The sequence below is a fragment of the Campylobacter magnus genome, assembly GCF_028649595.1.
Classification (GTDB): Bacteria; Campylobacterota; Campylobacteria; order Campylobacterales; family Campylobacteraceae; genus Campylobacter; species Campylobacter magnus.
In genome coordinates this window covers 16,014-29,099 of record NZ_JAQSLK010000004.1, presented here as the reverse complement: position 1 = coordinate 29,099, position 13,086 = coordinate 16,014, and the positions used below count along the sequence as shown (strand labels likewise).

At 39.7% G+C, this 13,086-nt stretch carries 14 protein-coding genes; 8 read left to right on the top strand and 6 right to left on the bottom strand.

Annotated features, from left to right (window positions below):
- Positions 1 to 52: 52 nt before the first annotated feature.
- Positions 53 to 1,318 (bottom strand): anthranilate synthase component I family protein, encoded by a 1,266-nt coding sequence (locus PTQ34_RS05675; protein ID WP_273932561.1) that lies wholly within the window; start codon positions 1,316 to 1,318, stop codon positions 53 to 55.
- 81 nt (positions 1,319 to 1,399) lie between these two features.
- Here PTQ34_RS05675 and PTQ34_RS05670 point away from each other — a divergent pair, with 81 nt between their 5' ends.
- The 4 genes from PTQ34_RS05670 (at position 1,400) to PTQ34_RS05655 (ending at position 4,030) form a co-directional block, all read left to right on the top strand.
- Positions 1,400 to 2,470, top strand: a complete 1,071-nt coding sequence (locus PTQ34_RS05670) for a putative transporter (RefSeq protein ID WP_273932560.1) — start codon at positions 1,400 to 1,402, stop codon at positions 2,468 to 2,470.
- Between the two features lie 5 nt (positions 2,471 to 2,475).
- The gene (locus tag PTQ34_RS05665) at positions 2,476 to 2,910 is read left to right on the top strand and encodes a molybdopterin synthase catalytic subunit (protein WP_273932695.1); all 435 of its coding nucleotides are present in this window, start codon (positions 2,476 to 2,478) and stop codon (positions 2,908 to 2,910) included.
- 44 nt (positions 2,911 to 2,954) lie between these two features.
- Positions 2,955 to 3,287 carry a hypothetical protein gene (locus tag PTQ34_RS05660; protein WP_273932559.1) on the top strand — a complete coding sequence of 111 codons (333 nt, stop codon included), beginning with the start codon at positions 2,955 to 2,957 and terminating at the stop codon, positions 3,285 to 3,287.
- Positions 3,288 to 3,877: 590 nt separating this feature from the next.
- Complete coding sequence (locus tag PTQ34_RS05655) at positions 3,878 to 4,030, top strand: hypothetical protein (RefSeq protein ID WP_273932558.1); 153 nt, start codon at positions 3,878 to 3,880, stop codon at positions 4,028 to 4,030.
- Between the two features lie 259 nt (positions 4,031 to 4,289).
- Here PTQ34_RS05655 and PTQ34_RS05650 read toward each other — a convergent pair whose 3' ends face one another.
- Complete coding sequence (locus PTQ34_RS05650; RefSeq protein WP_273932557.1) at positions 4,290 to 4,493, bottom strand: tautomerase family protein; 204 nt, start codon at positions 4,491 to 4,493, stop codon at positions 4,290 to 4,292.
- An 82-nt stretch (positions 4,494 to 4,575) separates the two neighbouring features.
- Here PTQ34_RS05650 and nspC point away from each other — a divergent pair, with 82 nt between their 5' ends.
- The 4 genes from nspC to PTQ34_RS05630 all read left to right on the top strand — a co-directional run bounded on the left by nspC (position 4,576) and on the right by PTQ34_RS05630 (position 8,040).
- Positions 4,576 to 5,730, top strand: a complete 1,155-nt coding sequence (nspC, locus tag PTQ34_RS05645; RefSeq protein WP_273932556.1) for a carboxynorspermidine decarboxylase — start codon at positions 4,576 to 4,578, stop codon at positions 5,728 to 5,730.
- Between the two features lie 18 nt (positions 5,731 to 5,748).
- Positions 5,749 to 6,369 carry an NAD(P)H-dependent oxidoreductase gene (locus PTQ34_RS05640; protein ID WP_273932555.1) on the top strand — a complete coding sequence of 207 codons (621 nt, stop codon included), beginning with the start codon at positions 5,749 to 5,751 and terminating at the stop codon, positions 6,367 to 6,369.
- 8 nt (positions 6,370 to 6,377) lie between these two features.
- Positions 6,378 to 6,563, top strand: coding sequence for a hypothetical protein (locus tag PTQ34_RS05635; RefSeq protein WP_273931022.1), 186 nt, complete (start codon positions 6,378 to 6,380; stop codon positions 6,561 to 6,563).
- A 166-nt stretch (positions 6,564 to 6,729) separates the two neighbouring features.
- On the top strand, positions 6,730 to 8,040 hold the full coding sequence (locus PTQ34_RS05630; protein ID WP_273931023.1) for a hemolysin family protein: 1,311 nt from the start codon (positions 6,730 to 6,732) through the stop codon (positions 8,038 to 8,040).
- Between the two features lie 395 nt (positions 8,041 to 8,435).
- Here PTQ34_RS05630 and PTQ34_RS05625 read toward each other — a convergent pair whose 3' ends face one another.
- From PTQ34_RS05625 to PTQ34_RS05610, 4 genes are all read right to left on the bottom strand, one after another.
- A complete protein-coding gene (locus tag PTQ34_RS05625) occupies positions 8,436 to 9,620 on the bottom strand; it encodes a replication-associated recombination protein A (RefSeq protein WP_273932553.1) in 1,185 nt (394 codons plus the stop codon).
- Between the two features lie 99 nt (positions 9,621 to 9,719).
- Positions 9,720 to 10,877, bottom strand: a complete 1,158-nt coding sequence (locus PTQ34_RS05620) for a DUF2972 domain-containing protein (RefSeq protein WP_273932552.1) — start codon at positions 10,875 to 10,877, stop codon at positions 9,720 to 9,722.
- 47 nt (positions 10,878 to 10,924) lie between these two features.
- Entirely contained in the window at positions 10,925 to 11,275 is a 351-nt protein-coding gene (locus PTQ34_RS05615) for a hypothetical protein (protein ID WP_273932551.1), read from the bottom strand.
- A gap of 410 nt (positions 11,276 to 11,685) precedes the next feature.
- The gene (locus tag PTQ34_RS05610; protein WP_273932550.1) at positions 11,686 to 12,957 is read right to left on the bottom strand and encodes a citrate synthase; all 1,272 of its coding nucleotides are present in this window, start codon (positions 12,955 to 12,957) and stop codon (positions 11,686 to 11,688) included.
- Positions 12,958 to 13,086 lie beyond the last annotated feature (129 nt).

The window sequence follows — 13,086 nt, the reverse complement described above, 5'->3', positions numbered from 1 at the left end:
TAAAGGGAATTCTAGAATTTAGCTTAGGAATTCTAGAATTTCTAAGCTAAACTCAAAGTCCCTCAAAAATTTTCAAGCAAGATTTTCTTTTGTTGCAAATTTCTGCGTATTCATTTTGTGCTACGCTATCATAGACTATGCCTGCGCCTGCGCCGATATAGACATCGTTTGAGCCATTTTTACTAGGCACAAACAGACCTGAGCGGATGAGAATTGCCATTTGCATATCGCCGCTAAAATGCCAAAATCCTATACCGCCACCATAAATGCCCCTAGCGTGAGTTTCAAGCTCGTTGATTATTTGCAAGGCCCTTATCTTTGGGCTGCCTGAGAGCGTGCCAGCTGGGAAAATCACGCGCAGGGCATCAAAGCTGCTGCGTTTCTCATCAAGCGTGCCATAAACCTCGCTAACTATGTGCATAACGCTCTCAAAACGCTCAATATGCATGAGATTTTTGACTCTTACCGAACTAGCTTTGGCAAACTTACCCACATCATTTCTTGCTAAATCTACTAGCATTTTGTGCTCGGCGATTTCTTTTTCATCGCTTAAAAGCTCTTTTGCAAGTCTTTCATCGTGATTTGCATCCACTCCCCTTGGGCGTGTCCCAGCAATTGGCGCTACAAAGATTTCACCCCTTTTAATTTGCATTACAAGCTCAGGGCTAGAGCCAGCTACTACGCCAAAAGGCGTTGGGAAATAAAACATATAATTGCTAGGATTTGCCTTTTTTAGCCTTTCATAAAAGCTAAGTGGCGCAAGATTTGAGCGCAAATGCAGTGTTTTGCTTAGCACGATTTGAAAGGCATCACCTGAGCAAATATACTCTTTTGCCCTCCTGGTGGCTTTTTCAAAATCTGCTTTTTCAGCCTCTAAATCGCTTAAAATTTCATAAGAAAATCTAGAATTCCCAGCCTTATTTTCTGCTTCATTTTCGCGCCACTCATCGCTTAAAAACTCAAAGTACTTATGCTCGCCAAAGTATGAATATAGCTTGCTTTGCTTTTCGTAATATAAATAGCTTTTTGCGTTTGCGTAGCAAAATGTTGGAAACTCATAAAGCCCAGCTTTTTTCTTGCCGATTTTCTCAAAGCTATAAACGCTCTCAAAGCTAAGCACACCAAAAAGCCCAGCAAACCAGCTCTGCGCTGTCTTTGCGCCATTTTCTATCTCACGCTTTAAAAGAGCAAAATCATCGCCACTGATATACGCACAATCAATGCCTATGATGATTTGCTCGCTATCTTCTGCTAGGTATGAGTTTGGATATTTTTCTAGAATTTGCTTAAAGTAAAATAAAGGCTCTTTTAGTAGCATTTTTTCTCCGTTTTTTGGCGCAATTTTAACATACTTTTGCTAGAATTCATAAGCTTTATATACAATTTGGTGGAAAAATAAATGATAAAATCGTTTTTTGCGGATAAAAAATGGGCTTTGTGGGCGTATGGCGGACTGCTTACGCTTATTATTTCGCTTGTTTTTCAAACTCAGCTAAATGTGATGATAAATGAGTGGTATAAAAGCTTTTATGATTTAGCGCAAAATGCCGCTGATTACAGCAGCTATGAAGATCTCTTAGCTTGTGAAGAAACAGCCCAAAAAAACGAGCAAAACGCCACGCTAGCTTGCGCCCAGCTTAAAAGCGCAGCGCAAAGTGATAAGGTCTTGCAGTTTTGGGAGCAGATTTTTCGCTTTTTAGCTATTGCTATGCCTTATGTGATTATTTACACGCTTACAACTTTTTTTGCCTCTCACTGGTGCTTTCGCTGGAGGGAGGCTATGACTTTTAGCTATCTTAGCGCGTGGAGAGCGTGCAAAAGCGATATAGAGGGTTCTAGCCAGCGTATGCAAGAAGACATTTACCGCTTTGCTAAGATTACTGAGAGCTTGGGACTTGCGGTTTTAAGGGCGATTATGACCTTGGTGGCTTTTATACCGGTGCTTTGGACGCTTAGTTCTGGGGTGGATTTGCCCTTTATCCGTGATGTGAGTGGTAGTTTAGTGTGGATTGCTCTTGCGGTTAGCCTTGGAGGGCTTGTTATTTCGTGGTTTGTAGGAATTAAACTGCCAAAACTAGAATATAACATCCAAAAAAGCGAAGCCGCTTTTCGCAAAGAGCTTGTATTTGCTGAGGATGACAAGCTGCATTTTGCCTCTCCTGCTGCTGTTTTATCGCTATTTACTGGCGTGAAGCTTAGCTTTTACCGCCTTTTTTTACATTATGGGTATTTTAACATTTGGCTTATTTCGTTTTCGCAGTTTATGGTGATTGTGCCTTATATGATTATGGGCGTGGGGCTTTTTAGCGGTGTGATTACGCTTGGCATTTTGGTTCAAGTTAGCAATGCCTTTGCGCAAGTTAGAGAGAGTTTTAGCGTGTTTATTGATAACTGGACTACCATAACTGAGCTTCGCAGCATTCATAAGCGGCTAAGCGAGTTTGAGGAAAATATCGGCTATAAGGGGTAAAAATGATAGAGATTTTTAATGGGGCTTTAAACGAGCGTGAGATTTTTGCGCGTTGGGACGAGATAGCAGCAGCGCAAAACTGCGGAGCTCTTGCGCTTTTTGTAGGACTTGTGCGAAGTGGCGAAGAGGGCGAGGCACTTAGCTTTGATATTTATGAGCCCTTGCTAAAAGGCTGGTTTAAAACTTGGGAAAATAAGGCGCAAAGCCACGGCGCAACCTTGCTAATGGCTCACTCAAAAGGCGATGTGCCTGCTGGCAAATCAAGCTTTATAGCAGGTGCCATAAGCCCTCACCGCAGAGCTGCTTTGGAGCTCTTGGATGAGTTTGTAGAGGATTTTAAAGCCTCTGCGCCTATATGGAAATATGATGTAAAAGCAGGAGAAAGGCTCTATGCTCGCTCTCGCTCAAAGGCTATTGCTGGGGCTGGAATTTTAGGCTAAATCTAGAATTCCTAAAAACTAAAAGTTTTAACCAGGTGGTAATAATGTCTTTATTTCATATAAAATGTGAATGCGGAAATAAAATAAGTAAATTTGGCTGGAGATTAGAAAAAAGAAAAGATGGTAAATTAGAATATACAAATATTTGTAAAAAATGTGGAAATAAATATATTAAAAGTAATAACATATTTTTAAAATGGTTTGGCGAAGGAATTCTTAGTTTTAATTTAGCTGTTGTTGTTACTTTTTTTTCATCTATTTATATTAATGGTATTTTGAATATTTTTATTGTCTTTTTTATTTTTTTAATTTTATTTATTTTCTTAGAAATATTGATTGCAAATATAGGTTACAAAAAATATCTTGAAAAGGAGTAAAAACGGATATTGTAAAACATAACAAACTGATGCACCAAAAGAGCCAAAACTTATAATATATAATGATGACGAGGCTGCTGGATTTAGGGGGACAGTGTTTAAAGACCCAGTAAGTGGCGAATACACCATAGCTTTTCGTGGTACTGAGATAGGTAATGGAAAAATAAGTGCTTAAATTCTAGAATTTAAGGAATTTTAGAATTTAGGCATTTATGTATTTGGTGGGGGTTAAATTCTAGAATTTTAGAATTCTAAAATTTAAATAAATAAAAACTAATAAAATTTGTTTTTTAAAAAGGAATTATTGTGTTTGTTTTATTTTTTTTAATTATAACAATCCCGCTTATTTTACTTATAATATTTTATAAAACAAAATTTGCTTATATTTTTTGGATTATCTTATTTTTAGCTGCATTATATGTGCCAATTATGCTGTTTTTAATGCCATTTGGTCATTAAATTGTATTTGACAAATTTCAATTCAAGGAGAAAAAATGAATGATTTAACAATTTTAGGTGCTTTGCAAGACATAGCAAAAGATATTACAGAGCCTTAACCTAGGTTAATTATATATAACGATATAGTTGGTGTGCCACATACTTTTATCGGTTTGCTGGATGAAGGTGGAAATGAAATACTAAGAGGTTTTGATTTTAGTGTGGATACAATACAAAGAAATATACTTGATGATACAGATGGAATTCTAGAATTCTTAAATGATATAAACGCAAAAGCCCCCTAGGAATTCTAAATTTATTTGTGATGAGATCATTGGGTCAAGTCGGGGGATGACACAAGGCTAAGGAATTCTAGAATTTGCTTAGGAATTCTAGAATTTTCTAGGAATTTTAGATTTAAGAATTCTAGAATTTATTCTAGTAATTCTAGATTTAGGAATTCTAGAATTCCCTAGCAAATTTCAAAGTGAATTCAAGTTTAGGAATTCTAGAATTCCTAGGTAAAAAAATACCCCATAACCCCAAAAAAACACCCCGAATTCCCTAGCTTTTTCTAAGCTCTTCTATGCTTACTCCGCCTATGCCGTAGTTTTGGCACTCTACTTCGTTGATTACCACCACGCAGGTTTTATCTCCACGCCCCACGACATCTACAAATGCGTTTGTTAGCCCTGAGATTAGCTTTTGTTTTTGCGCTTTGCTTAGGCCGCCATTTTCTTTTGTCATCGAGACTGAAATTACTGGCATTTTTGTCCTTTTAAAAATTTATTTGTATTTTAGCTTTAAAAGCTAAAAATTTGTTATAATTCAAGCAAAAAAGAGCAAAAAAATGAAGTTTAGCGATATCCCAACGCCTGCGTATGTCTGCGATACTGGCGCACTTATGCGTAATTTATGCATTTTAGATGAGATTGAGGTAAAAAGCTATGCAAAGGTGCTTTGTGCCTTAAAAGGCTTTTCTTTTAGCCCTGCTATGCAGATGGTAGCAGAAGCGCTCTCAGGGGCAACTTGCTCTGGGCTATACGAGGCAAAATACGCCAAAGAATGCGGTTTTAGGCACATTAGCACCTTTAATCCAGCCTATAAAGACAGCGATATTGATGAAATAATCGCACTTAGCGATGATGTGATTTTTAACTCTCTTAGTCAGCTTGAACGCTTTGGCGGTAAAGTAAAAGCAAGGGGTAAAAGCGTGGGGCTTAGAGTAAATCCAAATGTGAGTTTTAGCCCCACAGATGCGTATAATCCATGCTCTGCTGGCTCTCGCCTTGGCGTGCTGGCTAGCGAGCTTGAAAATGCTAGCGGCGAGCTTTTAAGGCTTGTAGATGGACTGCATTTTCACGCACTTTGCGAACAAGGCGCAAGCGAGCTTGAAAAGGTTTTAGATGTTTTTATGCGTGATTTTGATAGCGCGATTAAAAAGATTCGTCCAAAATGGCTAAACCTTGGCGGCGGTCATCATATCACAAAAAAGGGCTACGACACTGAACTTTTGGTAAAAATCCTGCGTGAACTTGGCCTGCGCTACATGGCGCAAGTTTTTATAGAGCCTGGCGAGGCTGTGGGCTGGGAGGCTGGATACCTAGTAGCTAGTGTGCTTGATATAGTTGAAAACGGCGTAAAAACTGCTATAATAGACGCCTCGGCTGAGTGCCACATGCCAGATACTGAGCTTATGCCTTATCGCCCAGCGCTTCGCTCTGAGGTTGCTAGCGATACACAAAATGCGCATAAATACCGCTTTGGTGGGGCTACTTGCCTAGCTGGTGATGTAGTGGGACTTAGGGCTGGGCAGCCTGATTATTATTTAGCCTGCGAGCTAAAAGTAGGTGATAGAGTGATTTTTGAGGATCAACTCCACTATACGACTGTTAAAAACACGACCTTTAATGGTACGCCACTACCTGCTTTTGTGCTTGAAAAGCACGGAGAGTTTAGTATAGCAAAAGAGTTTGGCTATGAGGATTTTAAGTGTAGAAGTTAAACAATCAAAGGAGAAAAAATGGAATTTAAAGAGGCTTTAGCGTTTCGTCACGCTTGTAAGGTATTTGATGAGTATAAAATCATAGAAGAAGATGATTTTAGCGATATTTTAGAAGCTGGGCGTTTAGCACCTAGTAGCTTTGGGCTTGAGCACTGGGAGTTTGAGATAATCCGTGATAAAGAGCTAAGAGCAAAAATCCGCAAAGCGTGCTGGGATCAGATTCAAATCACATCTGCAAGCGAGCTAATCGTAATTTATGCAAAAATCGCTGACCTTAATCCAAAGAGTGATTATGTAAAATCAAGCTTTGCTAGAAAAACTCACCACGACGCAGTAGCCATTGAGGCCTACACAAACGCCTTTGCTGGCTTTTTTGCTAGATTTAAAGACGAGCGTGATGTATATGGCTGGAGCAAGGCTCAGTGCTTTTTAGCTGCGCAAAATATGATGATGCAAGCAGCAATTTTGGGCATTGATAGCTGCGCTATTGAAGGATATATTGAAAGTGAGCTAAATGAGGTTTTAGGCATTGATCCATCTAAAAAGCGTGTGGCAATGCTGCTGCCTTTTGGATATAGAATAAAAGAGCAAAGCCCACAAATCCGCCAAAGTCTGCATGATATCGTGCGCTACCGCTAGGGGCAAAAATGCTAAGAGTTTTCGTGCTTGCCCTGCTAGGCTGTGCTTTTAGCCTTTCCAAGCCACTAAGCGAGGTTATAAAAGACATAGAAATAAGTGGCGAGGCAAGATACTGCTTTAAGAGCAATAGCTACAAAAAAGAGCGAAATAAAAAGATTTTACAAGATACTCTAAAAAAAGAATCTTGTAATTAAACACTAGGAATTCTAGATTCTAAAATCTAGAATTCCTAGCGATAAAATCTAGAATTCACAAAGCCTTTTGCTAAAATCACTAGAAATTTTGCTTAAATTTAAATAAAAATAGCAAAAATTTGCTATAATTACCGCCCAAAACAAATTTTTAATTTAAAGGAAAACATTGGATTCCCAGACCATCATCGGCATTGTTTTAGGTGCCATTTTCATCGCCCTTAACGGCTTTTTCGTTCTTTCAGAATTTTCACTAGTTAAAATCCGCAAAACACGCCTAGAAGAGTTTATCAAAGAAGGTCGCTCTAATGCGCGCCTAGCTCTTCGTATGTCAAATAACCTTGATACCTATCTTTCAGCCACCCAGCTTGGTATCACGCTTGCATCCCTTGCGCTTGGTTGGATCGGTCAGCCAGCACTTGGTGCGCTTATTCAGTGGCTCTTAAAACTCTTTGCTATAGAGGCGCCTGAGGACTCTTTTGGCGTGGATGCTTTGGCACTTGCTGTGGCTTTTGTGATTATTACCTTGCTACATGTGGTGCTTGGCGAGCTAATACCAAAGAGTGTGGCTATAGAAAAAACAGATCAAATGGTGCTGTGGATAGCTAGGCCGCTGCATCTTTTTTGGATACTGCTTTTTCCTGTGATTCGTACCTTTGATTTTATCGCAGGACTTGGGCTAAAAGCACTAGGAATTCACCGAAACAGAAATACAGACGCTGCTCACTCAGAAGAAGAGATAAAAATCATCGTAAATGAAAGCCTAAAAGGCGGCGTGCTTGATAGCACTGAGAGTGAGATTATCCAAAATGCCATTGACTTTAGCGATACAGTTGCAAAAGAGGTGATGACCCCACGCAAAGAAATGGTCGTGCTAAATGCCAAATGGAGCCTAGAAGAAAACCTAGCTGTGATAAAAGATAGCAAATTTACTCGCTTTGCTTATGTAGATGGTAGCAAAGATAATGTACTTGGCATGGTTCATATCCGTGATATCATGCAAGCAGTGCTTGCTAGCAAGCAAATAGATTTGGCTGCTAATCTACGCAAGTTTATCATCGTGCCTGAAAACTGCTCGATTTCTACTATACTAAATAAAATGAACGCCGAGAATACCTACGCAGCACTTGTGATGGATGAGTATGGCGGCACGGCTGGTTTTGTGACGCTTGAAGATATCGTTGGCGAGGTCTTTGATGAGTTTGAAGAAGAGGATAAAAATCTAGATTACAAATGCCTAGAAGATGGTAGCTTTGAGTTTAATGGTCGCTATGAGCTAGAAGATGTTAGCGAGGTCATCGGCTTTGATATAGATAGCGATAGCGAGCAAGTTACTATCGGCGGCTATGTGTTTAATCTATTTTCATATCTACCAGAAGTAGGCGAGAGCGTAAATGACGAAAACTGCATATACGAAGTAACTAGCGTCTCAGCCTCAGCCATAACAGGCGTAAAAGTAATACTAAAAGAAAAAGAATAAATTTATCTAGTGAATTCTAGAATTCCCTGAATTTAGAATTCCCTAGAACTTTTTAGAATTCCCTAGGAATTTCTAGGAATTCTAGAATTCCCTACTATCATCCCCCAGCCCCTTTGGGGGATCTCTATATGGAATTTTAGATTATTTGCGATGAGATTGTCCGGTCAAGCCGGACAATGACACAGTGCTAAGAAATTCTAGAATTCCTGTTATCCCCCCTCCAGCCCCTTTTGGGGGATTTCATCACAGAGAATTCTAAAATTCCGTCATCGCGAGGAGTGAGTGAAACGAACGACGAAGCAATCTCATTATTTAGCCTTTTTATTAAGATTTGAATGAGATTGCTCCCTCTGCTTTGCTCCCTCGCAATGACGGAATTCCGCAATGACGGAATTTTAGAATTCCCCTTTGATTTTCGCACTCCACTCAGCTAGGGTTTTTTCAAAGGCAATTAGCTTTGGCTTGTAAAACCGCGTGCCCAAAAGCGCATCAGGCAAATACTGCTGCTTCACCCAGCCGCCAAAATCATGTGGATACAAATAGCCTTTATTCTCATCTGTGTGGTTTATGATCTGCTTTGGTATATGGTGAGTGCTAGCATCCTTACACGCTTCTAGCGCTTCATCGATTGCTAAGTAGGCTGAGTTTGACTTTGGGCAGTTTGCTAGGTAGATTATGGTTTGAGCTAAAATAATTCTAGCCTCTGGCATACCGATTTGCAAGACTGCGTTCATACAAGATACTGCTAGATTTAGCGCATTTGGGTTTGCGTTGCCTATATCTTCGCTAGCAAGTATCACCATGCGTCTAGCTAAAAATGCAGGATCTTCGCCAGCAGCAAGCAGCCTTGCTAAGTAGTAGATACTAGCATCCGCATCACTTCCACGCACACTTTTTATCATAGCTGAGATGATCTCATAGTGGGTATCGCTACTCTTTGCTCCCTCGCCAACAAAGCCCCCTCGCAGGGTCATAAGCACTTCAAGGCTGATATCAGCACTGATTATAAGAGCGTAATCAAGCAAGTTTAGCATAGACCTAGCATCACCTCCGCTACTGCGAAGTAGATATTCTCTTGCCTCGGGGCTCATAGAAAAGCCAATTTGGGCTTTTACTCGCTCTAAAAGCAAGCTAAGATCATCACTGCTAAGTGGCTCAAACTCAAAAATCATCATACGAGAGCGAATTCCAGATGAGATGCTAAACTTTGGATTTTCAGTCGTAGCACCAAAAAGCAAGCACTCGCCGTTTTCTACTGGGATTAGCAAGGCTTCTTGCTGCGTGCGGCTTAGGCGGTGAAACTCATCTATAAAAATCAGTGGCACAAAAAGCGGATTTTTGCCTATTATGCTGCGGATTTGTTCGGTTTTAAAGTTTGCTCCATCAAACTCATAAAACTCAGCACCAAGCGTGCTAGCAATGAGTCTAGCTAGGCTGGTTTTGCCACTACCTGGCGTGCCAAAAAACAGACTATGTGGCACTCTTTTTTCTTTAAGAAATTTTTTAAATACCTCTACGATTTTTTGTTGACCTATCATCTCATCTATATTTGTAGGGCGAAATCTGCTTGCTAAGTCCATTTTTTGCCTTGAAATTTTCTAGGGAATTCTAGATGAATTTTAGCGAAATTTTCTAGGGAATTCTAGAATTTACTAGGGAATTCTAGAATTCCTACTAGTTTAGAAGTTCGTTACGCTTATACTTTTGCCATTTAGTCCAGAGCTAAGATCAAGTGGCTCATCGTCTTTTGAAAGCTTTAAAAACTCTTGGTAGTATTTGTAACCCTCTATAATCTCAGGTTTGTGCCTGCGAAGCAATAACAAATGCTGCTTCATGATAAAACTCATAACTTGGCGCATTTTTGGATATTTTTCAAACCACGCTAGAACATCGTTTTCTTTGAATTTTTTAGTATTTTCAATTTTCGCCTGTTTTAGTAGAGCCTGGCTTAAATCCTTTATGTATATTTTGATTTTTGCTAGCAGCCCCGGGGATTTGAGTAGTTTTAGAGCATCTGCCTCGCTCTCAATTAACACCGCAAAAACAGGATCAGCAAGCTCAAAAAGCGAGCTAATATCAAGCTCAGGCAAGATATAAAGCATGCCATCAAAGCGAGTAGTAAGTGTGATTTTAATGCTATTTTCTACTAATTCTTTGTTCATTTCTGGCGCTTTGCTGTTTTGCTCAGTGTAGAGCGGGCAGCGCTCGTTAGCGTAAAGAATCATAGGTGTTAGGTGCTTTAAGTCACTTACTCTTTGCTCAAAAAGCCATCTATCACTCTGCTTTGGCCTCTCAAAGCCAAAATAATCAGCTAGCTCGCACATGCTCTCAAAGCATTTTTCTCCAACAAAATCCGTAGTTTGTTTTAGTTTTATATTTTTTAAACTAGGTGCTAGAAGCTCATACATAATGCCATCATGAAATGTCTGCTCGTAGTTTAAAAGCCACCATTCAACGCTGTTTATATCAGGCAAAAAGTCCATTTCTTTGCCTTCGCCAACACCGCTTTGTTTATCTGTGTTCATAGTAAGTCCGTGGTTCATATAAAAAATATGCTTGCTAAAATGAGCAAAAGGGTCTTGGTGCAAAAACATACCAAAAGGTAGAAGATCCTCGCTACCCTCTACCTTCATAAGCTCGGCTCTATGCGGACATGCAGCCACGCCTTTTAGCACGCTGATAGGATCACGGACGATGTGTAGAGCGTTGCTAGCATCGATTAGAGAGTAGAATTTCTTTGTATCATCATCAAGGACAAGGTCGCTAAGCTGTAAATAAAAGTGCTTTATGTATCCAGCTTGTTTTAGTTTGTTATAGCTTATAATTTCTTTAAACATGCGCTCATAGTTATCTTGTGAGCTTGCATCTGTTAAATTTGCTGCTGCTAAATTTGCTGCTCCCCCCCCCTAAGAGCCATGACCTTTCTAGTAACGCCACAAAGTGCGAAAAAACCTATCATCGCACCATGAAGCCCCACAGCATGCGAGCCAAAAACTAAGAAGTTATAAAAAGCTGGTAAAGGCAGATTTAGCACCCAAGCATGAGTGGGGTCTGAGCCTTCATAATCAAGCTTTGCTGGATTTATTAGAGGTGGGAATTCTTTTTTAACATAGTTAGTTTTAAACTCATCTGAACTAAGCCAAGGAATTATATAATCTTTGTATTTATTGATTATTGCTATATTTTCATCATTTATTTTTACTTTGCCGATTTGGCAGATTTGCTCTATTGTCATTTTAAGCCTTTTAGGGAATTCTAGATGAATTTTAGCGAAATTTTCTAGGGAATTCTAGAATTCTATAAGGAATTTTAGAAATTACTAAGCAATTCTAGAATTCCCGCTAAGGAATTCTAGAATTTTCTAGGGAATTCTAGTTATGGAATTCTAAAATTGAATTTAAAATAAAAATGAAAGGTGCGGTACTTGAGTACCGCTGTGCGCTGCAGATAGAATATACAATTTATCAAAGCACACAGCAGCTGCGATAGCTCCACCAGCAAAATTTCAGCAAAACCACGCCAGCAAAAAGGCTAGGATTGCAAGGCGATTTTCACAGAAACTTCGTTTTGGCTAGCGCGCGCCGAAGATAGAATACTTAATTCATCAAGGCGCGCGGTAGTCAAAGGTGTCCGCAAGCTGAGCCTTTATTTGGCTTGATCTACTGCGCCTACATATAGCTGTCTTGGGCGAGTGATTTTAACCGGTGCGTTTTCTTTTTGCTCCATCCATTGAGATAGCCAGCCTGGCACACGACCCATAACAAAAATCGCCGCAAACATCTCATTTGGAATTCCAAGTGCTTTTAAAATGAGGCCTGAGTTAAAGTCCACATTTGGATACAGCTTACGAGATACGAAATACTCATCATTTAGAGCGATTTCTTCAATGCGTTTTGCTACTTTTATAAGGTTTGTATCAATGCCGATTTCATCAATTAGCTGATCTCTTAGCTTGCCAAGAACCTTAGCTCTTGGATCAAAGTTTTTATACACTCTGTGACCAAAGCCCATTAGGCGGAATGGATCGTTTTTGTCTTTTGCACGAGCGATGAACTCATCTACTCTCTCAGGTGTGCCGATCTCTTCAAGCTGGCGTATAACGCCCTCGTTGGCGCCACCGTGAGCATGACCCCATAGTGCGCCGATACCTGCTGAGATAGAGGCGTATGGGTGAGCGTGAGTGCTGCCTACTGCGCGAACTGTTGAGGTGCTGGCGTTTTGTTCGTGGTCAGCGTGCAGTAGTAAAACTGCTTCAAATGCTTTTACTTCAATAGGCTTAAGATCTACTCTATCGTGTGGGAAAGCCCTTAGCATATATAAGAAATTTTCTACAAATCCTCTATCTAGATCTGGATAAATTTGTGGAAAGCCACGCACATGGCGGTAGTAAAATGCGATGATTGTAGGAATTTTAGCTACTAGGCGTTTTGCTAGCTCCATAAAATCGCTAATATCATCGATATTCATATCACGCTTGTAATACGCACTCATCATTGCAACAGTGCTTTGAAGTGCTGCCATAGGGTGAGCTTTGTCAGGCAAAGCATCAAATAGCTTTAGCATTTTTTCATTTATATAGCTTCTTTGTTTAAGCTCTAAGCGAAAGCTCTCTAGCTCTTCTTTGCTAGGTAGTTTTTTGTAAAGCAAAAGATAAACTACATCTAGGAATTTTTTGTTCTCAGCTAGCCATGCGATATCGTATCCACGGTGCATAAGCTCGCCTTTTTCGCCGTCTATGAAAGTGATTTCACTTTTGCAGCTTGCTGTGCTTGTATAGCCTTGATCAAAGGTAAACATACCAGTTTGGCTGTAAAAACTGCCGATATCTACGACATCTGGACCTTTTGTACCGCTAAGAATGGGAAACTCCCAACTCTTACCAGTGCGGTTGTCAGTCATGGTCATTGTATTTGCCATGTGTTGCTCCTTTTTGGTTTGTTGAATTTTGTTATTTTGCCTAAGAATTTTAAATTTATTAGCAAGTTTTTATTAAGTTTTTATAAAATGAGTAAATTTTACACAGCTTTTTAAAATTCTAAAGATTTT